Annotated in this window: 29 protein-coding genes, 1 tRNA gene and 1 other RNA gene; 19 read left to right on the top strand and 12 right to left on the bottom strand. The window is 58.2% G+C overall.

What is annotated here, in order from left to right; all coding sequences use genetic code 11:
* Positions 1-139: 139 nt before the first annotated feature.
* From thrS to AKU79_RS09860, 6 genes are all read left to right on the top strand, one after another.
* A complete protein-coding gene (thrS, locus tag AKU79_RS09885; protein WP_050523407.1) occupies positions 140-2,086 on the top strand; it encodes a threonine--tRNA ligase in 1,947 nt (648 codons plus the stop codon).
* Positions 2,087-2,293: 207 nt separating this feature from the next.
* Positions 2,294-2,584 carry a BufA1 family periplasmic bufferin-type metallophore gene (locus tag AKU79_RS09880; RefSeq protein WP_050523406.1) on the top strand — a complete coding sequence of 97 codons (291 nt, stop codon included), beginning with the start codon at positions 2,294-2,296 and terminating at the stop codon, positions 2,582-2,584.
* 60 nt (positions 2,585-2,644) lie between these two features.
* On the top strand, positions 2,645-3,493 hold the full coding sequence (gene bufB, locus AKU79_RS09875) for an MNIO family bufferin maturase (protein WP_050523405.1): 849 nt from the start codon (positions 2,645-2,647) through the stop codon (positions 3,491-3,493).
* Entirely contained in the window at positions 3,490-4,230 is a 741-nt protein-coding gene (locus AKU79_RS09870; protein ID WP_050523404.1) for an HvfC/BufC N-terminal domain-containing protein, read from the top strand. Before bufB ends, AKU79_RS09870 begins: the two co-directional genes overlap by 4 nt.
* Entirely contained in the window at positions 4,227-4,793 is a 567-nt protein-coding gene (locus AKU79_RS09865; RefSeq protein ID WP_050523403.1) for a DoxX family membrane protein, read from the top strand. The genes AKU79_RS09870 and AKU79_RS09865 overlap by 4 nt, the downstream gene beginning before the upstream one ends.
* 148 nt (positions 4,794-4,941) lie before the next feature.
* Positions 4,942-5,148: a cold-shock protein gene (locus tag AKU79_RS09860; RefSeq protein WP_050523402.1), complete on the top strand. Its 207-nt coding sequence runs from the start codon at positions 4,942-4,944 to the stop codon at positions 5,146-5,148.
* 60 nt (positions 5,149-5,208) lie between these two features.
* On the opposite strand, the gene AKU79_RS09855 is transcribed toward AKU79_RS09860, so the two are convergent.
* Positions 5,209-5,532, bottom strand: coding sequence for an arsenate reductase family protein (locus AKU79_RS09855; protein WP_050523401.1), 324 nt, complete (start codon positions 5,530-5,532; stop codon positions 5,209-5,211).
* 153 nt (positions 5,533-5,685) lie between these two features.
* Entirely contained in the window at positions 5,686-6,297 is a 612-nt protein-coding gene (locus AKU79_RS09850; RefSeq protein ID WP_050523400.1) for a TetR family transcriptional regulator, read from the bottom strand.
* Positions 6,298-6,459: 162 nt separating this feature from the next.
* Between AKU79_RS09850 and AKU79_RS09845 the strand changes: the two genes are divergently transcribed.
* The 10 genes from AKU79_RS09845 to AKU79_RS09800 all read left to right on the top strand — a co-directional run bounded on the left by AKU79_RS09845 (position 6,460) and on the right by AKU79_RS09800 (position 16,179).
* Positions 6,460-6,783 (top strand): hypothetical protein, encoded by a 324-nt coding sequence (locus AKU79_RS09845; RefSeq protein WP_050523399.1) that lies wholly within the window; start codon positions 6,460-6,462, stop codon positions 6,781-6,783.
* A gap of 111 nt (positions 6,784-6,894) precedes the next feature.
* Entirely contained in the window at positions 6,895-8,181 is a 1,287-nt protein-coding gene (locus AKU79_RS09840; RefSeq protein WP_050523514.1) for a homoserine dehydrogenase, read from the top strand.
* Complete coding sequence (locus tag AKU79_RS09835; RefSeq protein ID WP_050523398.1) at positions 8,182-8,847, top strand: DUF6962 family protein; 666 nt, start codon at positions 8,182-8,184, stop codon at positions 8,845-8,847.
* A gap of 125 nt (positions 8,848-8,972) precedes the next feature.
* On the top strand, positions 8,973-9,938 hold the full coding sequence (gene glpX / locus AKU79_RS09830; RefSeq protein ID WP_050523397.1) for a class II fructose-bisphosphatase: 966 nt from the start codon (positions 8,973-8,975) through the stop codon (positions 9,936-9,938).
* A 101-nt stretch (positions 9,939-10,039) separates the two neighbouring features.
* Complete coding sequence (gene recJ / locus AKU79_RS09825; RefSeq protein WP_050523396.1) at positions 10,040-11,785, top strand: single-stranded-DNA-specific exonuclease RecJ; 1,746 nt, start codon at positions 10,040-10,042, stop codon at positions 11,783-11,785.
* Between the two features lie 100 nt (positions 11,786-11,885).
* Positions 11,886-11,960, top strand: a tRNA-Glu gene (locus AKU79_RS09820).
* A 207-nt stretch (positions 11,961-12,167) separates the two neighbouring features.
* The gene (locus AKU79_RS09815; protein ID WP_050523395.1) at positions 12,168-13,535 is read left to right on the top strand and encodes an ATP-binding protein; all 1,368 of its coding nucleotides are present in this window, start codon (positions 12,168-12,170) and stop codon (positions 13,533-13,535) included.
* Positions 13,536-13,566: 31 nt separating this feature from the next.
* A complete protein-coding gene (locus AKU79_RS09810) occupies positions 13,567-14,613 on the top strand; it encodes an isopenicillin N synthase family dioxygenase (protein WP_231580139.1) in 1,047 nt (348 codons plus the stop codon).
* A 3-nt stretch (positions 14,614-14,616) separates the two neighbouring features.
* A complete protein-coding gene (locus tag AKU79_RS09805) occupies positions 14,617-15,255 on the top strand; it encodes a LysE family translocator (RefSeq protein ID WP_050523394.1) in 639 nt (212 codons plus the stop codon).
* A gap of 123 nt (positions 15,256-15,378) precedes the next feature.
* Entirely contained in the window at positions 15,379-16,179 is an 801-nt protein-coding gene (locus AKU79_RS09800) for a lytic murein transglycosylase (RefSeq protein WP_050523393.1), read from the top strand.
* A gap of 40 nt (positions 16,180-16,219) precedes the next feature.
* Here the strand turns inward: AKU79_RS09800 and AKU79_RS09795 are convergent, their stop codons facing one another.
* Positions 16,220-17,080, bottom strand: a complete 861-nt coding sequence (locus AKU79_RS09795; RefSeq protein ID WP_197087269.1) for a LysR family transcriptional regulator — start codon at positions 17,078-17,080, stop codon at positions 16,220-16,222.
* Positions 17,081-17,197: 117 nt separating this feature from the next.
* Between AKU79_RS09795 and AKU79_RS09790 the strand changes: the two genes are divergently transcribed.
* Positions 17,198-17,425, top strand: a complete 228-nt coding sequence (locus AKU79_RS09790; RefSeq protein ID WP_231580138.1) for a DUF1127 domain-containing protein — start codon at positions 17,198-17,200, stop codon at positions 17,423-17,425.
* A 157-nt stretch (positions 17,426-17,582) separates the two neighbouring features.
* Positions 17,583-18,362 (top strand): Bax inhibitor-1/YccA family protein, encoded by a 780-nt coding sequence (locus AKU79_RS09785; RefSeq protein ID WP_050523391.1) that lies wholly within the window; start codon positions 17,583-17,585, stop codon positions 18,360-18,362.
* 47 nt (positions 18,363-18,409) lie between these two features.
* Here the strand turns inward: AKU79_RS09785 and AKU79_RS09780 are convergent, their stop codons facing one another.
* The 7 genes from AKU79_RS09780 to gatC all read right to left on the bottom strand — a co-directional run bounded on the left by AKU79_RS09780 (position 18,410) and on the right by gatC (position 23,057).
* Entirely contained in the window at positions 18,410-18,931 is a 522-nt protein-coding gene (locus AKU79_RS09780) for an AAA family ATPase (RefSeq protein ID WP_050523511.1), read from the bottom strand.
* A gap of 82 nt (positions 18,932-19,013) precedes the next feature.
* Positions 19,014-19,181 carry a 50S ribosomal protein L33 gene (rpmG, locus tag AKU79_RS09775; protein ID WP_022705513.1) on the bottom strand — a complete coding sequence of 56 codons (168 nt, stop codon included), beginning with the start codon at positions 19,179-19,181 and terminating at the stop codon, positions 19,014-19,016.
* Between the two features lie 231 nt (positions 19,182-19,412).
* Positions 19,413-19,825, bottom strand: an RNA gene (gene rnpB, locus AKU79_RS10315) — RNase P RNA component class A.
* Between the two features lie 12 nt (positions 19,826-19,837).
* Positions 19,838-20,509, bottom strand: coding sequence for an N-acetylmuramoyl-L-alanine amidase (locus AKU79_RS09765; RefSeq protein ID WP_050523389.1), 672 nt, complete (start codon positions 20,507-20,509; stop codon positions 19,838-19,840).
* An 8-nt stretch (positions 20,510-20,517) separates the two neighbouring features.
* On the bottom strand, positions 20,518-21,255 hold the full coding sequence (locus AKU79_RS09760; RefSeq protein WP_050523388.1) for a hypothetical protein: 738 nt from the start codon (positions 21,253-21,255) through the stop codon (positions 20,518-20,520).
* 36 nt (positions 21,256-21,291) lie between these two features.
* The gene (gatA, locus tag AKU79_RS09755) at positions 21,292-22,773 is read right to left on the bottom strand and encodes an Asp-tRNA(Asn)/Glu-tRNA(Gln) amidotransferase subunit GatA (RefSeq protein ID WP_050523387.1); all 1,482 of its coding nucleotides are present in this window, start codon (positions 22,771-22,773) and stop codon (positions 21,292-21,294) included.
* Positions 22,770-23,057 (bottom strand): Asp-tRNA(Asn)/Glu-tRNA(Gln) amidotransferase subunit GatC, encoded by a 288-nt coding sequence (gatC, locus tag AKU79_RS09750; protein WP_050523386.1) that lies wholly within the window; start codon positions 23,055-23,057, stop codon positions 22,770-22,772. The genes gatA and gatC overlap by 4 nt, the downstream gene beginning before the upstream one ends.
* Positions 23,058-23,274: 217 nt before the next feature.
* On the opposite strand from gatC, the gene AKU79_RS19870 reads away from it, so the two are divergent.
* On the top strand, positions 23,275-23,760 hold the full coding sequence (locus AKU79_RS19870; protein ID WP_050523385.1) for an REP-associated tyrosine transposase: 486 nt from the start codon (positions 23,275-23,277) through the stop codon (positions 23,758-23,760).
* Here AKU79_RS19870 and AKU79_RS09740 read toward each other — a convergent pair.
* Both AKU79_RS09740 and AKU79_RS18935 read right to left on the bottom strand, forming a co-directional pair.
* Positions 23,757-24,197: a DUF6941 family protein gene (locus AKU79_RS09740; RefSeq protein ID WP_050523384.1), complete on the bottom strand. Its 441-nt coding sequence runs from the start codon at positions 24,195-24,197 to the stop codon at positions 23,757-23,759. The two genes, AKU79_RS19870 and AKU79_RS09740, sit on opposite strands and share 4 nt — an antisense overlap.
* On the bottom strand, positions 24,197-24,733 hold the full coding sequence (locus tag AKU79_RS18935) for a type II toxin-antitoxin system HicB family antitoxin (RefSeq protein WP_082223991.1): 537 nt from the start codon (positions 24,731-24,733) through the stop codon (positions 24,197-24,199). Before AKU79_RS18935 ends, AKU79_RS09740 begins: the two co-directional genes overlap by 1 nt.
* Positions 24,734-24,758 lie beyond the last annotated feature (25 nt).

Raw genomic sequence — 24,758 nt, 5'->3', positions numbered from 1 at the left:
TGCGGCTTTTCGCCCGAAAATCTGGATTTTTGACGGAAAGTCGGGGGCGGTTGACTTTTTTCCAATGCACAAGCATATCGGGCCGACATAAACCCGCAACCGGGCGCATCGTGGGCGCCAAACCGAGGAGGTGGCCCAGATGGCCCAGATTTCCCTTACCTTTCCCGATGGCAATATTCGCAGCTTTGACGCGGGCGTTACCCCTGCCGAAGTCGCGGCCAGCATTGCCGTCAGCCTTGCCAAAAAGGCCATCAGCGCCACGGTGAACGGCGCGCATTTTGATATGCAGTGGCCGATTATGACGGATGCCACGATTGCCCTGAACACTTTGGCCGATGACGCGCCCGCGCTGGAACTGATCCGCCACGACCTTGCGCATGTGATGGCGCGCGCGGTGCAAGAGCTGTGGCCTGACGTAAAGGTCACGATTGGCCCCGTTATCAAAGACGGCTGGTATTACGATTTTGACCGCGTGGAACCTTTTACCCCCGAAGACCTTGGCGCGATCGAAGCAAAGATGAAACAAATCATCAACTTGCGCGACCCTGTTCGCACCGAGGTGTGGGACCGCGCCCGCGCCATCGCGCATTATGAGGCCAAGGGCGAACCCTATAAGGTTGAGCTGATTAACAGCATCCCCGGCAACGAAGACCTGCGCATGTACTGGCACGGCGATTGGCAAGACCTGTGCCGTGGCCCGCATTTGCAGCACACAGGCCAATTGCCCGCGGATGGGTTCAAGCTGATGTCGGTGGCCGGTGCCTATTGGCGCGGCGACAGCAGCCGCCCGATGTTGCAGCGGATTTACGGCGTGGCGTTCAAGAACCGCGACGACCTGAAGGCGCATCTGACCATGCTGGAAGAGGCGGCCAAGCGCGACCACCGAAAGTTGGGCCGTGAAATGAACCTGTTCCACATGCAAGAAGAGGCCCCCGGCCAGATTTTCTGGCATCCGAACGGCTGGACGATCTATACCGAATTGCAAGATTACATGCGCCGCCGCCAGCGCGCGGATGGCTATGTCGAGGTGAACACCCCGCAAGTGGTTAGCCGCAAGCTGTGGGAAGCCTCGGGCCATTGGGAAAGCTATCAGGAAAACATGTTTATCGTGGAGGTGGATGAAGACCACGCCCGCGAAAAAACCATCAATGCGCTGAAACCGATGAACTGCCCCTGCCATGTGCAGATTTTCAACGTCGGGCTTAAATCTTACCGCGACCTGCCTTTGCGCATGGCCGAATTCGGGTCTTGCAACCGGTACGAGCCAAGCGGTGCGTTGCATGGCATCATGCGGGTGCGCGGCTTTACCCAGGATGACGGGCATATTTTCTGCCGCGAGGACCAGATCGAAGCGGAAACCAAGAAATTCATCGAGTTTCTGTCCAAGGTCTATGCCGATCTGGGCTTTGACAAATGGCGGGTCAAACTGTCAACGCGGCCAGAAAAGCGCGTGGGCTCGGATGCCAGCTGGGACTTGATGGAGACAGCACTTGCCAATGCCTGCAACGCCGCCGGCTGCGAGTTTGAGCTGTTCCCCGGCGAAGGTGCATTTTATGCCCCCAAACTGGAATTCGTGCTGACCGATGCGATTGGCCGCGATTGGCAATGTGGCACCTTGCAGTTGGACCCGAATATTCCAGCCCGTCTTGGCGCAAACTATATTGGCGAGGATGGCGCAAAGCACACGCCTTATATGCTGCACCGTGCCTGCCTTGGCTCGTTTGAACGGTTTATCGGCATTCTGATCGAATCCCACGAAGGCAAGCTGCCGTTCTGGATCGCACCGCGTCAGGTTGTCGTGGCGGCGATTGTGTCGGATGCCGATGATTACGCGATGGAGGTGGCCGCCGCGCTGAACGCTGTCGGCGTGCGGGCCGAGGTGGATCTGCGGAATGAGAAGATCAACTATAAGATCCGTGAGCATTCGGTTGGTAAAGTGCCGGTGATCTTGGCCGTCGGTATGCGTGAGGTCGAAGAAAAAACGGTTTCCGTGCGCCGCCTGGGTGAAACAAAAACCATTTCGGAAAGCCTTGATGCGATTACCCGGATTTTGGCGGATGAGGCAACGGCCCCTGACCTGAAATAACCAAACCGTTGAAAAACAGAGAAAAGCGCCGGGGTTCCGGTGCTTTTTTTATGGCCTTTTCCCCCTGCGCCAGATGCCCCGCTATGTTACAATAGGTCACGCCCGCGTTGGACACGCGGCTGTTATTGGTCTGTGATTGCGGCGGCAGGCTAGGGTTACTGTATCGCGACACTGCGATGAAACGAAATTGCCCAAGGGGAGAAGAAAATGTCTATCAATTCAAAAACACTGGTTGTTGCTGGCGCATTGGCGGCGGCGTTGTCGGCAGCGGCGATGCCTGCTGCGGCACAGGATGCCAAGGAAAAATGCTTTGGCGTCGCTTTGGCTGGCAAGAATGATTGCGCGGCCGGTCCTGGCACCACCTGCGCAGGCACGTCGAAAGTTGACTATCAGGGCAACGCCTGGTCGCTGGTTCCAACCGGCACATGCACCACGATGGAACTGCCCGAAGGCCGCATGGGCAGCCTTGAGCCGCTTGAGCGCGACATGGCTGGCTAACCACCACCGGCCCCCTGCCCGATGCGGCGGGGGGCCCTTTTCTTTGCAAAAGGAGCGAGCATGTTCGATTCCGCCGCACAGCATTTGCCCGCCCGGCCCGGCGTTGGCTATAAGCCCCAGCATTTCAAAGATATTCTGGAAAATCCGGCACCGGTAGAGTGGCTGGAAATTCACGCCGAAAACTATATGGGCGATGGCGGCAGGCCTTTGGCGCAGTTGCGGCATCTGGCCGAACGTTTTGCCATTTCGGTGCATGGTGTCGGGCTTTCGATCGGCGGCGAAGGTGGCTTGGATGAGGGCCATCTGGCGCGGTTGAAGCATTTGTGCGACTGGCTGAAACCGGCGAGCTTTTCCGAACATCTGGCATGGTCCAGCCATGATGACACGTTTCTGAATGATCTGTTGCCCCTGCCCTATACGGCGGCCACGGTGGCACGGGTGGCCGATCATATCGACCGCGTGCAAGAGGTGTTGGGAAGGCGCATGCTGCTGGAGAATCCGTCCTCGTATCTGGCATTTCAGGATGCCGATCTGGCCGAGGTTGAGTTCTTGCGCGAAGTGGCCACGCGCACCGGCTGCGGGCTGCTGCTTGATGTGAATAATGTCTATGTCTCGGCCACCAATCTGGATTTTGATGCCGAGGCGTATCTGGCTGATTTTCCTGTTGAATTGGTCGGAGAGGTGCATCTTGGCGGGCATTTTGCCGATATGGATGACCATGGCGCGCCCTTGCTGATTGATAGCCACGGCTGCGAGGTGGTCGATCCGGTTTGGCAGTTATATGCCGGGCTGATTGGCCGCGCGGGGCCGCTGCCGACGCTGATCGAATGGGACAATGATGTCCCCGACTGGCCTGTTTTGGCGGCCGAGGCAGCGCGGGCCGCCCGCATTCTGGTGCCTGCGGCATGAAGGAATCGGCGTTCACCCAAGCCCTGCTCGACCCCGATCTGGCTGTGCCGACAGGGCTGATAGATGCGGAGGGGCGCCCTGCGGGGCGGCGCTTTTCGGTCTATCGCAATAATGTCGCGGGCAGTTTGATCGAGGCCTTGGAGCAAGGCTTTCCCGTGTTGCAAAAGCTGCTGGGCGAAACCTATTTCAAGGCGCTTGCGGGCGCGTTTTTGCGTCAGCATCCGCCGAAGTCGCGGCTGATGATGTTCTACGGCGCTGAGATGCCTAATTTTTTGGCAGATTTCCCGCCGCTTGCGAATCTGCCCTATTTGCCCGACGTGGCGCGGCTCGAATTTGCGCTGCGCGAAGCCTATCATGCAGCCGATGCTGCCCCGATTGCGGCCGAAACTTTGGCTGCCTTGGCGCCGGAACGATTCATGGCGGCGCGACTGCATCTGGCACCGGCCCTGCGCTGGGTTGCGTCAAAGTATCCGGTTTGGTCGATCTGGCAGGCCAATACCAGTGGCGGCGCGGCGCCCCAAATGCGACCTGAATCGGCGCTGGTTCTGCGCCCCGGTTTTGACGCCGTGCCACATCTTTTGCCGCCACAGGGGGCGGATGTCATAGCGGCCCTACACGCCGGAACTACAGTTGGACAAGCGCTTGAACAGGCGGGGGAAAATTTTGACATAACGGCGCTGCTTGGCCTGCTGATACAGGGCGGCGCGATAACCGGATTGGATGAGGATTGCGGATGAACACCTTGATTACAAAATATAATCATGTTGCAGCCGCGCTGGACGAACTTGGCACCTTGCTGCTGCCACTGCTTGCACGTCTGGTTTTTGCTGCGGTGCTATTGTTTTATTTTTGGGCCTCGGCCAGTACCAAAATCGGGCCGGGGTTGACCGGTTTTTTGATGCCAACCGACGGCGCCTATATCCAGATCTTTCCGCAGGCAACCGAGGCCTTTGGCTATGATTTCAGCCGGTTCGGGGCCCTTCACTATCTGGTCGTTGTGGCGGGAACGCTGGCCGAATTTCTGCTGCCATTGCTGATTGTGATCGGGCTGTTCACGCGACTTGCGGCCTTGGGGATGATCGGATTTGTTACGGTGCAAAGCATCGTTGATGTCTATGGGCACGGGGTTTCGGGCGACACATTGGGCGCGGTTTTTGATCGGGCCTCGGGTGCGTTGATTTGGGATCAGCGGCTGTTATGGGCGTTGTTGTTAAGCATTCTGGTTCTAAAAGGCGGCGGCTTGCTGTCTTTGGACAGGCTGTTGCAGCGCAGGATTGCCGGTCTTGCACAAGCATCTTGATTTTCTTCTACGATTCGGCATGATTTTAACTGTGATCGGAGGTTTCCCAACCAAAGCCTGACCTTAGGGCAGCGGGCACTTGGGAAAGCACGGATCTCGCAGTCCCGCGGCATGTCGCTGGCGGGGGAATCGAAGAAGGAGACGCGGCATGCCTACCGGCACCGTAAAGTGGTTTAACAGCACTAAAGGCTATGGTTTCATTGCACCCGATAACGGCGGAAAAGACATTTTTGTCCATATTTCAGCCGTCGAGCGCGCCGGCTTGACCGGGCTGAGCGACAATCAGAAAATTGGCTATGAGATGCAATCTGGCCGCGACGGCAAAGAATCGGCCGGCGATTTGCGGCTTCTCTGACGGCTTGCTTGGCCTGCGGCGGCCCGCTTTGGGCGGGCCGGGTACGCCGACGGGTTGTGGTCAGAGATATTTGGCCTGAACGGCCTCATCCCAGCCCAAGGTCAGGCCTTGGTCGCTGCGAATGACAGGGCGCTTCATCAGGGTGGGTTGCTGTTTTAGCTGCTCATCCGGCTCTGACGCTTTGAGCCAATCAGACGCGCCGCGCCATGTGGTGGATTTCTGGTTTATTATTGCGCCACCAAAGTCGGTGACGAATTCCAGAATTTCCGCCTCGGACAACGGGTTGGCCCGGACGTCGTGGAATTGAGGGCTGTGGCCTGCGGCCTCTAGGGCTTTGAGGGCTTTTTTGCAGGTGTCGCAGGTAGAGATTCCATATAGGATCATCGCAGTCTCCCTAGGTTGAGGCGCGTGCGGATGGTTTTGCAACGCATTGTTTGTCATACGGTTTACAGTATTGCGCGCCAGAAATGGCGTTGAGGTATGCACGCAATATAGGCGCAAACGCGGCGGGCAACACCCCCAAGCGTTTAACGTGGTTTAGATTTCGCGCGCATCGCTTGGGGCTGCGCCAACCGAGCGCAGGGCCATTTCGGCGTAAAGGCTTTGCACATCTTCACGCGACAGCCTGCCATCGGGGCGGTACCAGTTGGTAACCCCTGTCAGCATCGCAATCAGGGCCAGCGTGGCCATTTTGGCATCGGGCAGCAAAAACGCCCCCGAAGCCGCGCCTTGTGTCAGGATGCTTTGCAGATGGTCTTCATATTCGTGGCGCAGCGCCTCGATCGCGGTGAAATTTTCAGGCGTCAGGGCGCGCAGTTCCATATAGGCGATGAAAACGGCCTCGGGGCGGTCAAGGTGATAGCCGATGTGAAAGCGGGCGAATTGATCAAGCCGGGCTTGTGGTGTGGCCTGGGCCGGCAGGGCGGCAAAGGCGGCAAGCAGGCTGGTCATATGGTCGTGCATCAGGTCGAACAGCAGGGCCTGTTTATCGGGCGTGTAAAGATAGAGCGCCCCGGCCTGCACGCCGACTGCAGCTGCGATCTGGCGCATGGAGACGGCAGCGAAGCCGTGGCGGGCAAACAGCCCCAAAGCCGCGCTGCGGATGCGCGGGCCGGTGATATCTGCAGAGGAGCCGATTTTGCGAGCCATGGGCTGTGTGTAGCGGATGGTCTGTTTGAGTCAAAGGTAGGTTCGTGCGGTACGGGCAGGATTTAGGTATTTGAGCCAAGATGAAATCGCAGGCAGGAGCGCTTGCCCCGAGCCATGCTGGGCAGTATGCTTGGCGGACCCTTGCTTGTGTGAAAGATTGCAATGCTGCGCGCCTTGGTTACATTTTCGCTGTTGGCCCTGTTGCCAGGCTGTGCAAGCTTTCCCGAGGTGGATAGTGCACAGGCGGCGTTTTCCGAAGAATCCGGGCCTTTGTCTGCGCCGCAGCTGGTGCCGATAGAGGGATTGACTGCGCAAGCCGTGCCCGGACGCGCCACAGCCGAGGCACGCGATGCGCTGGCGGCGCGTGCGGCAGGGTTGCGGGTACGGGCCGCGGCGATGCTGGGGCCCGTGCACAGCCCCGAGACGCGGGCGCGGTTGGCGGCGGCGTTGGCGGACTATCCGACGAAATTTGCCAATAAGAATTGACCGTGGAATTGGCGGCGGCTTAGGCGACATGCGCAGCCCCGCGATGTTGCAAGCCCGCGCGTGACAGGCTAACAGGTCACAAGATTTACCCCCCTGCTGATGGAGAATGATATGGCAGCCCCTTTGCGTTTAGGTTTGGCCGGTCTTGGGACGGTGGGGATTGGTGTGGTGCAGATTGTGCAAAAACATGCCGATCTGCTTGCCGCCCGCGCCGGGCGCGAAGTGGTTATTACTGCCGTTTCTGCCCGTGATCGTACAAAGAACCGCGATGCGGACCTATCCGGCTATGCCTGGGAAGTGGACCCTGTAGCCTTGGCGCAGCGCGATGATGTCGATGTGTTTGTTGAGGTGATGGGCGGCCATGAAGGCCCTGCGCGTGATGCGACCGTAGCCGCGATTGCGGCAGGCAAAGATGTGGTGACGGCCAACAAGGCCTTGCTGGCGCATCACGGGCATGGGCTGGCGCTCTCGGCCGAGGCGGCGGGGCGGGTTATCCGCTTTGAGGCGGCTGTGGCGGGTGGCATTCCGGTGATCAAGGCGCTGACCGAGGGGTTGGCTGCCAACGGGATGCGCCGTGTGATGGGCGTGATGAATGGCACCTGCAACTATATTCTGACGCGGATGGAAGATGCGGGCCTGCCCTATGCGCAGGTTTTCGAAGAAGCGCGGCAATTGGGCTATCTGGAGGCCGACCCGAATTTGGACGTCGGCGGGATTGACGCGGGGCACAAGCTTTCGCTGCTGGCTGCGATTGCGTTTGGCACCCGTGTTGCCTTTGACTCGGTCGAGTTGGAGGGAATCGGTGCGATTATGATCAACGATATCCGCCACGCTGCCGATCTGGGCTACCGGATCAAATTGCTGGGGGTGGCGCAGGTTACAGGGCGCGGGCTTGAGCAGCGGATGACGCCGTGTTTGGTGCCGGTCAGCAGCCCATTGGGGCAGCTTTCGGGCGGCACAAATATGGTGGTGCTGGAAGGCGATTCGGTGGGCCAAGTGGTGATGCGCGGGGCCGGTGCCGGTATGGGGCCGACCGCAAGCGCTGTGATGGGCGACGTAATGGATATTGCGCGCGGTATGCGGATGCCGACCTTTGGCATGCCTGCCACACAGTTGGCGGTGCCTGTGGCTGCGGCCGTTACATCGGCTTCGGCGTGGTATCTGCGGATGATGCTGGTCGACAAGCCGGGTGCGCTGGCCAAAGTGGCGACGGCCTTGGGCGATGCCGGAATCTCAATTCACCGGATGCGGCAATATGATCATACCGATGCGCAAGCGCCGGTGTTGATTGTGACGCATAAGGCCACACGCGACGATGTGAATGACGCGTTGGCGCGGATGTCAAAGACCGGGGTTGTTCTGGGCGATCCGGTGGCCTTGCGGATCGAAGAGGTCTGAGTGGACTGGTTCGCCGCGGTTGATATTTACTGCGAGCGGCCGGGGCCCGGGTTTTGGGCCGAACCCTTTAATGCGCTAAGCAATCTTTCCTTTATTGCCGCGGCCCTTTGGGCTGCGGTTGAGGCGCGCCGACGCGGTGCGGATGGCGTTGTTTGGGCGCTGATCGGGATGGCGGCGCTGATTGGTGTTGGCTCATTTCTGTTTCACACCTTTGCGAACACTTGGTCGGAATATGCCGATACAATCCCGATATGGAGCTTTGTCGCGGCCTTTGTGCTGGTGGCGATGCAGCGGATTGGTGGGGTAAGGCCAAGGCGGATCGGGGTGATTGCCGCAGCAGTGGCGGCGGTGGTTATCATTGTGATGCTGGCGAGTGGTGAAGGCGAAAGCGGCCCGCCCGGCGTTCTGAACGGGTCCGAGCAATATGCGCCGGCGCTGCTGGCCTTGCTGGTGTTTTCACTGCTTAGCCAACGGCGGCGCCACCCGATGTGGCCGTGGGTCTGGGCGGCGACGGGGGTATTTTGTCTGTCACTGGTGTTTCGGACGATTGATATCGCGATTTGCCCGAGCTTTGCCATTGGCAGCCATTTTCTTTGGCATTTGCTGAACGGTCTAATGATTGGCGTGTTGTTGCAGATGCTGTTGCGGGTGCAAAGGCCGATTTAGCGTTAGATTTCTGCACCAAACAGTGATTTAGCGGCAAATGTCCGGCGCTAACATGCTTGTCCTGCCCCTAGTGAACGCGCTACGACATTCCTAGTTTTTTGCCCTTATTTGGAAAAGGAAGTCGCATGTCCGACGCTTTGGAATTTCACGATCGCTTATTGTCGCTGGGGTTGGCCCGCGTGTCTGAAGCTGCGGCTTTGGCCTCGGCCAAGCTGGTAGGGCGCGGCGATGAAAAGGCGGCGGATCAAGCGGCAGTGAACGCGATGCGCGACCAGCTGAACCTGCTGGATATTGCCGGTGTGGTGGTGATCGGTGAAGGCGAGCGCGACGAAGCACCGATGCTGTTTATCGGCGAAGAAGTGGGCACAGGCAGCGGCCCTGCGGTGGATATTGCGCTGGACCCGTTGGAAGGCACGACGCTGACCGCCAAAGACATGCCTAACGCGCTGACCGTGATTGCGATGGCACCGCGCGGCACGTTGTTGCACGCACCAGACGTATATATGGACAAACTGGCCATCGGGCCGGGCTATGCCGTAGATACTGTCACGCTGGATATGACGCCTGCCGAGCGCGTGCATGCGCTGGCCAAGGCCAAAGGATGCGGGCCGGAAAACATCACCGTTTGCGTGTTGGAGCGTCCGCGCCATGAAGAGATCATTGCTGAAATCCGCAGCACCGGCGCGGCCATCCGCTTGATTACCGATGGGGATGTAGCGGGGGTTATCCACTGCGCCGAAGCGGATGTGACCGGTATTGATATGTATATGGGGTCTGGTGGCGCGCCTGAAGGGGTGCTTGCGGCCTCGGCGTTGAAATGCATGGGTGGGCAAATCTATGGCCGCTTGTTGTTTCGCAATGATGATGAGCGGGGCCGCGCAGCCAAGGCTGGCATCACCGATTTGAACCGCGTTTATACGCGTGATGAAATGGTGACGGCAGACGTGATTTTTGCCGCAACCGGCGTGACCAGCGGCTCGATCCTGGCGGGCATCAAGCGTGAGCCGGGTTGGGTGACGACCGAGACCCTGTTGATGCGGTCAAAGACCGGATCGGTGCGGCGGATGACCTATCGCAGCCCAGTAAAGTAAACTGCCCTTGGATTTGTCGTATTCTTTGAAGCCCGCGCCTGTCATTGGCGCGGGTTTTTAGGTATTTAAGCCAAGATGAAATTGCAGGTTTGGGGATTGGCATGGCAGAGCGCGCGTTTTTGGGGGTTGAGGCCTCGGCCACAGGGCGGCGTTGGGTTGGGCCGGATAGCGAAGAACAGCGGCTGGCCGAGGCGATGGCGCAGGTCACGCATTTGCCGCAAGCGCTCTGCGTGACGCTGGTGCGGCGCGGGGTTAGCCCGGATGCGGTTGAGAGCTATATGGCCCCTGCCCTGCGGGATTTGTTGCCGGACCCGTTGACCTTGAAAGATATGGATCGCGCGACCAAGCGGTTTATGGCCGCCGTAAAGGCACGGCAACGAATCGCGGTTTTTGCAGATTATGATGTGGACGGGGGCGCGTCTGCCGCTTTGTTGATTGTGTGGTTGCGGGCGATGGGGCACCGCGCCACGCTGTATATTCCCGACCGGATTGACGAGGGCTATGGCCCCAATGTGCCCGCGATGGAGGCATTGGCGCGCGACCATGATTTGATTGTCTGTGTCGATTGCGGGACGTTGAGCCATGAGCCGATTGCCGCCGCGCGGGGTGCGGATGTGGTGGTGCTTGACCACCACTTGGGCGGTGAGGATCTGCCTGCGGCATTGGCCGTGGTAAACCCGAACCGGCAGGATGAAAGCGGCGATCTTGCGCATCTTTGTGCGGCCTCGGTGGTGTTTTTGATGTTGGTCGAGGCGAACCGGCAGTTGCGTGGCGAAGGCGTGACCGGGCCGGACCTGATGGCGATGCTGGACCTTGTGGCGCTGGCCACTGTGGCCGATGTTGCGCCGCTGATCGGGGTGAACCGGGCGCTAGTGCGACAAGGGCTAAAGGTGATGGCACGGCGTGACAGGATTGGCCTGCGTGCGCTGGCCGATGTGGCGCGGATGGATCAGGCCCCCAACACCTATGCTTTGGGGTTTTTGCTGGGGCCGCGTGTCAATGCCGGCGGGCGGATTGGCGCGGCCGATCTGGGCGCGCGCCTTTTGGCCTGCGAAGATGCGTCCGAGGCGGCAGCACTGGCCGAGCGGTTGGACATGCTGAACTCCGAGCGGCGCGATATCGAGGCCGCTGTGCGGGCAGCGGCACTGGCGCAGGCCGAGGAACGGGGCCTTGACGGGCCGCTGGTTTGGGCGGCCGGTGCGGGCTGGCACCCCGGCGTGGTTGGCATTGTGGCGGCACGGCTGAAAGAGGCCACGGGGCGGCCTGCGGTGGTGATCGGGGTTGAGGATGGTATTGGAAAAGGCTCGGGCCGGTCTATTGCGGGGGTAGACCTTGGGGCCGCGATTCACCGCGTCGCCGCCGAGGGGCTGCTGTTGCGCGGTGGCGGGCATAAGATGGCAGCAGGGCTGACAGTAGAGGAGGCGCAGATACCTGCCGCGATGGCACGTTTGGCCGAGTTGTTGGCGCGGCAGGGCGCCGGTTTGGGGGGCCCTGCAGATTTGCGGCTGGAGGGGCTGCTGATGCCTTCGGCGGCCACACCAGCGTTTATCGAGCAGATCGAAGCGGCGGGGCCGTTTGGGGCAGGCTCGCCCGCGCCTCGTTTTGCCTTTGCCGACCAACAGGTTACGGGGCGGCGTGTGGGCGATAGCCATTTACGCATCAGCTTTGGTGACGGCATGGGCGCCAAGATTGACGGCATCGCCTTTGGCGCCTTTGACGGGCCACTGGGGCCGATGCTGGAAAACCCCGGCGCGGCGCGTTTCCATTTGGCAGGGCGGCTGGAGATCAACAGCTTTGGCGGACGCAGCAAAGTGCAGCTGCGTTTGGAGGATGCCGCGAGGGTGTAAAGGTGGCCGATAGGCGGCAAAAAAGTTTTTTTAAAAAAGATGAATTTTACCCCTTGCGCCTCTCGGCACGTCTGACTAAAAACCGCCTCACAGAAAGCGCGGTCCGTTCGTCTATCGGTTAGGACATCAGGTTTTCAACCTGAGAAGAGGGGTTCGACTCCCCTACGGACTGCCACTGTACCCCCAAAAAATACATAAATTTCGCCAGAATGTCTCGGCATTGGCTAGCCTCTTGCGATGCCGTCGTTTTGCACGGCCAACGGATTCCACGCCCTCGATGCGTTTTGGTTAACTTGTGGTTGCGCGATTATTTTGGGCTATCTCAATGCGGGAGTATTGGTTAGGGTTCCTGCAAAGCGTTGCGGAAAAGGAAGACGTTTCAATGCAATCGGCAGACGGGCGCGATACCGAAAACCATATCCATGAAGCCGCAGCTTTGCGCACACTGAACGCCTTTGCCATTGATCTGATTGCAATACCGAACATTGACGACTTGTTTTGGTATGTGGCGAAAAAAGTTGTGGGGCATTTGAACTTTGTCGATTGCGTGATCTATCAGGCTGACGACAACCAGACGGTGCTTACCCAGGTCGCGGCTTTGGGCGAAAAAAACCCCTATGGGCGCAGCATTGTGAACCCGCTGAAAATACCGTTTGGCGAAGGGATTACGGGGCAAGTTGCGCAGAACAAGCAGCCGGTTGTCGTTGACGATCTGTTAAAGAATCAGAATTACATTCCGGATACGCAGCCCGCCCGATCTGAGATTTGCGTGCCTTTGATCATTCGCGGTCGTGTGGTGGGCGTAATTGACAGCGAACACCCGCGGCCCGGTGCCTTTGGCGAAGCCGAGCTGGAGGTTTTGACGACTATCGCCGCAATGACCAGCGCCAAGCTTGAGCTTTTGGCCGAAGTGGCGCGATCAACCCAGCAATACCATACTTTGGTGCAGGCCCATGCCAGTTTGCACACTGAAACCGTAAGCCGCAAAGCGTTGGAGGCCGAGCTGTTCACCGCCCGCAAGCTGGAGACGGTCGGCCGCCTTACCGGACGCTTTGCGCATGATTTCAACAACTTGCTGACAGTGATCTCTGGCAACTTCGAGCTGATCGAAGCCGAGATCGTCAGCCCTGCTGCAAAGGAATGCTTTGGCGAAGCGCAAGCTGCGGCGGCGCAAGGGGCCAAGCTGATCCGCGATATGTTAGCCTTTGCACAGCGCACCAGGCTAGAGCCGAAAGTTGTAGATTTGAACCTGCTGGTGACGGCGGCCTGCGACCGCAGCAAACAGCTGTTGAATGGTTGGCTCGACATAGATTTGGCACCCGACCTTTGGAGCGTAAAGGCCGACCCGAAACTGGCAGAAGAAGCCATTTACAACCTGATTTGCAACGCACGCGATGCCGCACCCAAAGGCGAGCGGCCGATTATTTCGACGCAGAATATCAGGTACAACTGGGCCGATTCTGACAAGCTGGGTTGCAAGCTGGCGCAAGGGCCGTATGTGCGCGTTAGCGTAAAAGATTTCGGCCAAGGGATTCCGGCGCAAAACCTGCCACAGATTTTCGACCCATTTTACACAACCAAACCGGAAGGGGCCGGAAAAGGCTTGGGGTTATCGATGGTTATGGGGTTCATGCAGCAAAGCGGCGGCGGGGTATCGGTCGAATCTGATGTCGGGTTTGGCACCACGATTCATCTGTACTTCCCCGCGATCGCCGGTAGCGCAAATGATTTGTTAACTATGAATCGATAGCGTCATGTCACACCAAAAGGGGGAACTTGAAGTGACATATTTATTGCATCGTGACATTGACGATCTGGACCGTCTGCCGCTTATTTCTGTAGCGGATTTATGGTCGGGGGACCCTGCAAAAATGCAGGTTGTGGCCGATAGAATTGGCCGCGCAGCGCGCCATTTCGGCTTTTTCCGGATCTGCGATCACGGCATTCCGCTAGAGATGATTGAAGCGACCTATGAGGCCGCCGCAGAGTTTTTCGCGCAGCCACTGGCAGCCAAGCAAAGGTACTATATCGGCAATAGCTCGAACCATCGCGGATATGTGCCCTTTACCGAAAAGGGCGATTATCCGGATGAGGCAAATCGCAGCTATGAAGCTTTTGACATGGGGCTGGATCTGCCGCGCGATGACCCGGATTACCTTGCCGGAAACCGGGTTCTGGGGCCAAATGTCTGGCCCGACCTGCCCGGTTTTCAAAGCACCGTGGCACAATACTATGCCAGGATTTCGGCGCTGGGGCGGCTGGTTTGCTCTGCGCTTGAACTGCATCTCGGTTTGCCGTGCGGCGCGATGACCGACCAGATGAGCAAACCGATTTCGCAGCTGCGTTTGCTGCATTACGTGCGCCAGACAGCGCTGGCCGACCATAAATCGGTGAATATGGGCGCGCATACGGATTACGAATGCCTGACCCTGCTGCACACGCGCAATCAGGGCCTGCAAGTGATGACACGCGAGGATCGGTGGATCGATGTGCCGGTAGATCCTGCCGTTTTTGTCGTCAACATCGGGGATATGCTGGAGGCGTGGAGCAATGGCCTGCTGCGATCAACGCCGCACCGTGTGGTGAACCTTGCGCCCGAGCGGTTTTCGATGCCCTATTTTGTTGCCGCAAACCATGACACGGTTATCAAACCCTTTGCGCAGCTGGTGCCTGCCGGGCAAACGCCCAATTACGAGCCATTTCTGGCCGGCGCGCATCTAGAGCGGATGCTGATCCGCGACTTTCCCTATTTGCGCGACCCAAAGCGCAATACAGCCGTGCCAAACAACAACCCGTTTGAGCACCGATTAAGCCGGAGTACACATTAATCCATGCCCGAAGTAAGTACGATTTTGGCCGTTATGTTCGCGGGCTTTGCATTAAGCGCAACGCCGGGGCCTTCGATGCTGTATGTTTTGTCGCATACGGTGGGGCAAAACCGTGCGGCGGGCCTGGCCTCGGCCATCGGGTTGGCTTTGGGCGGGGTTATCCTCGCCCTCGCCACGGCTCTGGGGCTGGCTGCGGTTTTTGCGCAGTTTGGCTGGATGGTTGTGGCCTTGCGCTATGTCGGTTCGGCCTATCTGATCTGGTTGGGCATCGGGATGATACGGGGGGCGCAAGCCAGTGCCAGTATGACACTGTTGGCGCATCAGGTGGTGCCAAAGTCTTTTGCGGCAATCGTCCGGCAAGGCATTCTGGTCGAGCTGTTGAATCCGAAAACCGTTCTGTTCTTTGCGCTGTTTTTGCCGCCCTTTGTCAAGGAAGGCATTGGCAGCGTACATTTTCAGCTGTTGTTTCTGGGGGCCTTGGTGCCGCTGACGGCAGTGCCTTCAGATGTTTGCGTGGCCTATATGGGCGGCGCGCTGGCCAAAACCGTCAACGACAATCGGGCTGCCCGCTTGGGGATGGCCTGGTTTGGTGGGCTGGTATTGATTGCGATTGCCATTAACCTGCATGTGCGGCTGTTGTAGTGGCGCGCCCTACCCTGCCAATTCCGGCAAGATTATGAGCAAAGCGTAAGCCGTTCAAATCAAACCCTTGCAAGGCTGCGGGTTAACCTTAAACTCGGCCGGGTTTGATTGAGGAGTGCAAAGATGTCGATTTGGAAACCTGTGTTATTGGCGTTGTTGATTTCTGGCGCAAGCAGCGCTGCTTTCGCGGCATCTTGTTCAAATTCGGCCGGGGGATATGAGGCGTGGAAAGCTGAGATTGCCGCCGAAGCTGCCGCACAAGGGGTCGGTGCCAAGGGTCTTGCCGCGCTACAGGCCAGCAGCTATTCGCGCGAAACCATTTCAGCGGACCGCAATCAGAAAAGCTTTAAATACACGATCGACAAGTTCATGCAGGTGCGTGGCGCGGATACGATTGTGAAACAGGGCCGCGGGCAAAAGGCGAAAAATGCCGCGCTTTATGCCGCGCTAGAGCGCCAGTATGGCGTTCCTGCAGGGGTACTGATTGCCATTCACGGTATGGAAACGGCCTTTGGCGGCTATATGGGCGGCACCAATATCGTTTCGGCGATTTCAACCCTTACCTATGATTGCCGCCGGTCCGATTTCTTTCGCCCCCACATGATGGCCGCGCTAATGCTCGTCGATCGCGGGTCGATCACGTCGCAATCGGTGGGGGCGAAACATGGCGAATGGGGGCACACGCAGTTTTTGCCCGGGAATGCGCTGAAATACGGGGTAGACGGCGATGGCAACGGGCGGGTGGATTTGAATAACCGTGTCGACGCGCTGGCGTCAACCGCCAACTATCTGCGCCAAAAGGGCTGGCGGCCCGGCCAAGGCTATCAAAAAGGCCAGCCCAACTATGCCGTGATAAAGGAATGGAACGCGGCGAGCGTGTATCAAGAAGCAATTTCGATCATGGGCGCGCGAATCGACAAATAGGCCGATGAAACGGCTGTTTGGCCGACCAGCCAAAGCAGCCCTAGTCCGCCGCGCCGTAACTTGACCGCAGGGCCGCACGCAAGGCATCGGCCAATGCGCCTTTGGCTTGTCCGTTGTCATAAAGACAAATGCAGGAGTGGCCGAGTTCGGGCAGCCCTGCCTCGGGGCCGATTGCGACACAACCGCCCTGCGCCACCAGGCCTTCGATCCGCACCGACAGGCCAAGACCCGCGGCGACGGTTGCCTCGACCACGGTTTCGCTATCGCCATCAAATGCATTTTCCCACGCAATTCCGGCCGCATCCAAGGCGGCATGGGCGACCGGGCGGAAAAGGCATGTTTCCTTGAACGCAAGGCGCAGCGGGCGGCTTGCAACAGCGCGCTGATCGGCCGACCCTATCCAGACAAGGCGGCGTTTTGCCAGAACCTCCACGCCTTCGGGCGGTGGAAATTCGGTTGTCAGAATCATATCAAACTCGCCCGCCTGAAAGTCTTGTTTCAGGGTACGGCTGTAAGACGACACCAGATTGATTCGCATTTTCGGGAAGCCGATCGACAGGTCGCGCAGAATATTCGGAATCTGCGGCGCAACGATATCATAAGGCACCCCCAGCCGCAGCTCGGCGTCAAAGCTTTCAGGGGAAAGGCGCATCAGCAATTCATCATTCAGCACCATGATCCGGCGCGCATAGGAAATCAGTTTTTCGCCCTCGGGTGACGGCTCCATCTTGCGCGCGGCACGGATGAACAACTGCACCCCCAGCGCCTCTTCAAGCCGACGGATCTGCATGGAAACCGCCGATTGCGTAAGGCTAAGCAGCCCTGCCGCACGGGTCACGCCGCCTGTGTCGGCCACAGCTAGGACGGCACGCAGGGCAGCAGTTTCAAGATTTCGCGACATATCAATATCCGTGCGGTTATGGCCAACAATCATTCATTTCCATGATGCGTCGGCCTGCGGCATAAATCAATGACTGGAATGGACCACCCTAAAAAAAATCATGAATAGGAATGTATCATGGCACAGATTTCAACACATGAGGCTTGCCCCCCGGTACGCCCGCATATGTTTTGGGGCCAGCGCTATTGGAAAGCGCTGCGCCTTGCGCTTGGTCTGCGGCGTCAACGCCGCTCACTCGGGCTGCTCAGCCCCGAACTGCTGCGCGATATCGGCCTGACCCCGGCCGAGGCCGAAAGCGAAAGCCGGCGCAAGCTGTGGGATGTGCCAAAGCATTGGTTGGTCTAAAATAGCCAAGGCCTTGCCTTTGTGCGCAAAAACTTATGCCTAAATTGACCTTTTGCCGTACTGAACACTTGATATTGCAGCCCCAGCCCCCAATATCATTAAATAATTGGATTTGCATTCTGTGCAGGGCCAATCCTGAATTCTAACGGAGGCTTTTATGGCTGAGTATCAAACCATCAATTCGGTCGGCGCAGGCACCCGTAGCGCGCAGATCGATGTCGGGCTTCGCGCCCACATGAACAAAGTTTACGGGCTGATGTCGGTTGGCATGTTGCTGACGGGCGCTGCAGCTTGGGCGATTGCGGGTCTTGCTACGACGACCGACCCAGCACTGGCAACGGTGCAGATGGGCAATGGCACGATGCTGACCAGCCTTGGCCAAGCAATCTATCTGTCGCCGCTGAAGTGGGTGGTGATGTTTGCACCGCTTGTCATGGTTTTTGCCTTTGGCGCCGTGATCAACCGCCTGTCCACTAGCGCAGCACAGCTGTTCTTTTATGTCTATGCCGCGTTGATGGGCGTGTCGCTGTCGTCGATTTTCCTCGTCTATACCGGGGCTTCGATCGCGCAGACCTTCCTGATCACCTCGATCGCCTTTGCGGGTCTGTCGCTCTACGGTTACACCACCAAAAAGAACCTGTCCGGCATGGGCACGTTCTTGATGATGGGCCTGATCGGGCTGTTGGTGGCGATGGTTGTCAACATCTTCCTCGCGTCTTCGGCACTGGCATTCGCCATCTCGACCATCGGCGTGCTGATCTTTGCTGGTCTGACCGCCTATGACACCCAGTCGATCAAGAACGAGTATATCGCGCACGCCCAGCATGGCGACAGCGAGTGGTTGGGCAAGTCGGCTATCATGGGCGCGCTGCGCCTGTACCTCGACTTCATCAACATGTTCATGTTCTTGCTGTCGTTCCTTGGCAACCGCGAGTGAACGGTTAACAGCCTAGACGTTAAAGGGTCGCCTTAGGGCGGCCCTTTTCATTTGGGCAGGTCGCTTTGCAGAAACTGCCTGATCTGAAAATTGCTGCACAGATATACGCGGTGTTTATCTGCGGGGGCGCTATCCCAAAGGCGTCGAATGCCGCTGCGCTCCGTGTGCCGTGTGCGCCAGATAAAGCGCCAGAACGGCAGCATCTCACGGTGAAAGCCCTCTGCGCAGCCTGCAGGCAGGTCAGGGCGGCTGCGGCCATGCAGCGCTACAGTGCGGCGCGCCACCCTGCCCAGGCGGCGCCAGACCGGCACATCCAGCCAGATCAGCATATCGGCCCGTGCAAGGCGATTTGGCCAGGTTGCCGAATGCCCGCCCTCAAAAATCCACCTATCGCCTGCCTCGGCGATATTGCACAGACGGGTCTTTTCATCGCGTGGTCGTTCAACCCAGCCCGCTTGCCAATGGATGTGGTCAATATGGACGACAGGCAATCCCGTCTTGGCAGCCAAGGCGCGGGCCAGGGTCGACTTTCCCGCCCCCGGTTGCCCAACGATCATGATCCGTCGCATCGTGCCCCCCAAAGACGCGGCCAGAAATGACAAAAGCCGCACCAAATGGCACGGCCTCGTCTTAGTTAGGGTTCGGCAGATCTTACTTGATCTTGCCTTCCTTATACTCAACATGCTCACGCTTAACCGGGTCATACTTACGTACAACCATCTTTTCGGTCATGGTGCGGGCGTTCTTTTTGGTCACGTAAAAGTGCCCGGTGCCCGCCGTCGAGTTCAGGCGGATCTTGATTGTCGCCGGCTTCGCCATAGTCATCTCTCCTGCGTGCGAGGGAAACAGACTTTCCCCGCGAAATCCTTATGAGCCGCGCTTATGCCCATAACACGGCGCCGAGTCAACGCGATATTCCCAGTTTTCTTTGATCTTTTCTTTACAGATTTTGGCGGCAGCCGAAACCCCGTCAAAGCCTGCGGTCAGGGGCTGTTCATACCTTGCCTGCGCTGCGGCGCACGGGGCCAAATTAGTCCTGATATAGCGGAATTGCGCGGATAGCCTATAAGCCGGATTTTGTTCCAGGGCTTTCGCCCCTTCGATGACCATTCCTCTGGCCCCACTGTTACCAGTGGGATCTAGCTGCCAACCCGGGCCTCTGGGCTGATGCGTCCCTGCGGCGGTATCTGTTGCCAGACCTGCCCGCGTGAGGCCCCTATTCGGCATTGCTCCGGGTGGGGCTTGCCTTGCCATCCGTGTTGCCACGTCTGCGGTGGGCTCTTACCCCACCGTTTCACCATTGCCCTGACATGCAGGGCGTTCTCTTCTCTGTGGCGCTTTCCCTTGGGTTACCCCAGCCGGGCGTTACCCGGCACCCTTGCCTCATGGAGTCCGGACTTTCCTCGCATCTGGCGGTTTCCCCGAAGGGACTACGCCAAACACGCGGTCATCCAGCCATCCGCGCGAGATCGGGCTTACGCTTGGCCAGCGTTGTCGTCAACGCGTTTCGCAAGCGCCTGTGCAAGTTTAAGGTCGGTCGAATCAAGCGGCCCCTTGGCCATCGGGCGAAAGCGCAGCCGAAACGCCTGCAACACAACATCATCGCTTGCGTCACGGTCATAGCCAATGGCCAGCGTGAAATCGCGAAAGTCTTGCAATGCGGGTGGTTCGGCATCGTCAAACTGTGGCCAAACCGAAAGCCCGCCCCGCGCCAAGCGCTGCCAGTCAAAGCGCGCACCAGGGTCAGTTTTGCGCCCCGGCGCCATATCCGAATGGCCAATCACCCCCTGCGGCGGAATTGACCATCGTGCCATTATGGCAGCAAGCAGGGTTTCAAGCGCGGCCATCTGCGGCTCGGGGAAAGGTTCAAACCCGTCATTCGCCAGCTCTATCCCGATAGAGCGAGAGTTCAGATCATCCAAGCCCCGCCACCGCCCTGCCCCCGCATGCCACGCGCGCGCCGTTTCGGGCACCAAGGCGTGAAGCGCCCCGTCATAATCAATCAGGTAATGGGCCGAAACCTCGGCCGCAGGGTCGCACAGCCGGTCAGCCGCCGCTTGGCAGCTTTCCATCGCCGTGTAATGCAATACGATAAATTCGGGCAGCAAACCGGCCCGCCGCTCGCCAAAATTGGGGGAAAGCGGCATGGGCTTGGTTACTTCAGCGCGTTACGGAACGGCCGCGGGTCCCAGCCGCAGGCAAAACCGTCGCCATCGGGGTCGAGACCCTCTTTATCTTTTTCCGGCCCGCCTTTTGCCAGAAATGCCTCTTGCGCAAGGTCCGGTGATGCGTATTTAGCGCATGTTTTCAATGGGTCACGCGCAAACAACCCGCCACGGCTGTACATTTTCACACCCGGCGCATGGGATGTCGCAAGGGCGAATTGCACAATGCTGGCGCCGTTTTGATCGGCACGCTGCGGCAAGGCCGTGGGCGCGATCACTTCATATTGCGCGCGCTGCTCGGCCAGACGCTCGGCGTTGCTCGCAATTGTTTCTCTGGAGGAAACAGCCTTGAAATCCTGCTCATCCGAAATGGCTGCCGCGCGGGTCATCTCGCCTGATTCTTGTTTGATGCCCGCAGGGGCATCGCCGCGCGGACGGTTGGCATCTGTTGCAGCGTAAGGCGCAGGCGGATTTTGCCCGATCACACGGCCCGTCGTTGGCGTGCCACCCGACGCGGCATTATCAATCGCCGCACCAACAGCGTCAGTCGAAAAAACCGGCTGGCTGGGCATTGCACTTTGGGGCTGGCCAGTTGTCGTTTGGCCCAAATCGCGTTGACGAACGTAATCGGAATAATTGCCAAACCCGACCCCGGCCCCGCTATCCGGGACCGAAGGCGAACAAGCAGCAACGGCCAAAACAGCCGCAAGAACATTAAGCGAGCGCATAGGCTACTCCGACAGCAAGTGATTTAACGTTGGCGTTTACCACCATTTTTCCGCTTTGGCCACAAAGCCCGCCGCCTGTTCCAGCACATAGGCGTGATTCAGCAGACCTGCCTCATCCCACGGCTTGCCGATCAGTTGCAGCCCCAAAGGCAGGCCTTGCGCATCTTGACCGACCGGCACCGAAATGCCGGGCAGGCCCGCAAGGTTCACAGTGACGGTGAAAACGTCGTTCAGATACATCTGCACCGGATCGGCATTCGCCATTTCGCCCAAGCCAAAGGCCGCAGACGGGGTCGCCGGCGTCAAAATCGCATCCACACCGGCCGCAAACACGTTATCAAAGTCGCGCTTGATCAACGCCCGCACACGCCGCGCGCGGTTGTAATAGGCGTCATAGAACCCGGCCGACAGCACATAGGTGCCGACCATAATCCGGCGCTGCACCTCATAGCCAAAGCCTTCGGCGCGGGTTTTTTCATACATTTCGGTGATGCCATCACCGGCTTTCAGGTTCGCACGGTGGCCATAGCGCACCCCGTCATAGCGCGCGAGGTTCGAAGATGCCTCGGCAGGCGCGATCACATAGTATGCAGGCAGCGCGTATTTCGTATGCGGCAAGGAAATATCAACGATTTCCGCGCCCGCATCTTTCAGCATCGCCGCGCCGTCATCCCACAGCTTTGCAATCTCGGCCGGCATGCCATCCATGCGGTATTCACGCGGAATACCAATTTTCTTGCCGCGAATATCGCCGGTCAAAGCCGCCTCAAAATCCGGCACGGCCAAGTCGGCGCTGGTGCTATCCTTGGGGTCATGGCCGCACATCGCGCCCAACATGATCGCCGCATCACGCACCGATTTGGTCATCGGGCCAGCTTGGTCCAATGACGAGGCAAAGGCCACCACGCCCCAACGGCTGACACGGCCATAGGTCGGCTTAATCCCGACAATGCCCGTAAAGGCCGCAGGCTGGCGGATAGAGCCGCCTGTATCTGTACCCGTTGCCGCCAAGCACAGATCAGCTGCCACAGCCGCAGCCGAACCGCCAGACGAGCCACCCGGCGTCAATTGCCGATCATCAACCTTCCACGGGTTGATCGCATTGCCATAACAGGACGTTTCATTCGACGAGCCCATCGCGAATTCATCCATGTTCAGCTTGCCCAGCATCACCGCCCCTGCGTTGAACAGCTGGGTCGTCACAGTCGATTCGTATTCCGGTTTGAACCCTTTCAAAATGTTGCTGGCTGCCTGACTTTCTACACCCTTGGTGCAGAACAAATCCTTAATGCCCAAAGGAATACCGCACATATCGGGCGCATTCCCCGCCTTGATACGGGCATCGGCGGCGCGGGCCATATCCAGCGCAATCTCGGGCGTTTTATGGACAAAAGCGTTCAGCCAGTCACCTGCATCGATCGCGCTCAGGCACGCCATAGTCAGATCAACGGCGCTGGTTTCTCCGGCGCGCAGGGCGTCACGGGCGGCCGCGATGGTAAGTTCGTTCAGATGTGTCATTCTACCACCTTCGGCACTGCGAAAAAGCCTTCCCGCGCGTCGGGCGCGTTCTTCAAAATCTGTTCTTGAATATTGCCATCCGTGACCACGTCTTCGCGGCGTTTCAGGCGCTGCGGCGTGACCGAGGTCATCGGCTCGATGCCCTCTACATCCACCTCATTCAGCTGCTCCATAAAGCCTAGGATTCCGGAAAGTTCGGTTGCGAGGGCGGGCAAATCCGCCTCTTCCACCCGAATACGGGCGAGTTTCGCGACCTTGCGCGCGGTATCGATATCGATGGACATGACGGCCCCTTTTTCAACGTTTCCCCCGTTTAACCCCGTGCGAGGAAGGGTGCAAGCGGGGGTGCGTGTTCACCGGTTTGACCGCGCGCGGACATTTCCGGTTATTAAGCGTCCCCAAGGGCTTATGCTTTCCCGTTAACCGCCTGTTAATGGGTAGAGAATTGGCAAGCTGACAGATTTCAACGGCTTCTTAACCAAGTTGCGGCAAGGTGCGGGGATGTCATGCTATATCCGCCCCCAGATCCCCGGCGCTGCCGTGTTCTTTACCGTCGCCCTGGCTGCGCGGGGAACTGATGTTCTGGTCACCCATATCGATGCGCTGCGGGCAGCCGTGCGCGACACCCGCGCCAAGCGGCCCTTTGGCGTGGCGGCATGGGTGGTGTTGCCCGACCATATGCATTGCGTGTGGCAATTACCGAGGGGCGATTGCGATTATTCCACCCGCATGGGCGCGATAAAGGCGCGGTTCAGTATGCACCTGCGTAGGTCGGGGTTCACCCCGACTCCGGCGCGAAATTCCTACGGCGCAAGAGGCGAACGGATTCGCAGAGTCGGGGTGAACCCCGACCTACGGAAAGGTGAGGTGGGGATATGGCAAAAACGATTCTGGGAACATCATATCCGCAATGACGCCGAGTTTCGGGCCTGCGTGCGGTATTGTTGGATTAATCCGGTGAAACACGGGTTTGTCGCGCGGTCTTAGGCTTCTAACTCATCTTGGGGAGGAAACAAGTAAGTCCGCACTTCCACCCATGGCTGGTCCAAAATCTGATACTCAAGCTGATAAACGCCTGGCTTTTCAAATTTCAGATTTTGCAAGTTTAACATTAACTGGACATTAACTTCCATTTTAGAAAAGTCAAAATCGGGGCGCACCGTCAAAGTATCGTCCTTATATGGAAAGGTCATCGTATCAGAGAAAACGATAGTGTCCTCGTCCACATTTCGAAGACGAAATACAACTTCCTCGACATCAACAGCCACCCCTTCAACGTAGAAGCCAAGCCTTTGGAGTACAGTCTCACAATTCGCAAGCGCGGGCCCTCTGTTAGTTGCGCCAAGAATAATCCCGCTTCCGTCCATGTCACGGCGAACCTCGTCGCACATTACCGACGCTAACACTCTGAACGTAGGGCTCATTATTGCACCCGCGGTACAGCGGAGACATTCCAGATCGATTTGCTAGTATCACGTTGTCCAGTTGCCCCACCAATGTGCGCATCTGAGAGGCGAGATCCAAGGTGTTTCTTAGTACCCACCGCAGACATAAATATAGCAGGCTCATTAGAACCTTGAAGTAGAACGGTTATCTCCGCTTTACTCTGCTTAACATTTCCATTGCTATCAATATGCTCATGGCAGCTTAGAATTGTCTCTACATAATCGTTCAAGCTTTTGTCGCATTGCGATGCAGCTATTGCGAGGCTCCGATGTAAAGACGGCGCAACTCTTACATTGAACTGTCCCTTGAGCGGACGATCTGCTTCCCTTCCCTCTTCAACACAATCTGCAAGGTACTCGTCTACCGCCGCTTCAAAAGCTGCTTGTAAGCCGCTAGGGGACTCAGACTCATAGGTGATAAGATCACGAATGAATAGCAATTTCCCAAACACCACCCCATCTTCGACTGACACCTCTGCCGAACCAAACTGGCCTTTGTACTGCATATGTTTCATATCAGCGCTTCTCTCTCCAAAAGCT

It is taken from the genome of Pseudorhodobacter wandonensis, assembly GCF_001202035.1.
In the GTDB taxonomy this organism is placed as follows: Bacteria; Pseudomonadota; Alphaproteobacteria; order Rhodobacterales; family Rhodobacteraceae; genus Pseudorhodobacter; species Pseudorhodobacter wandonensis.
The sequence above is the reverse complement of the archived record's forward strand: the minus strand, read 5'-3'. Positions and strand labels throughout refer to the sequence as shown.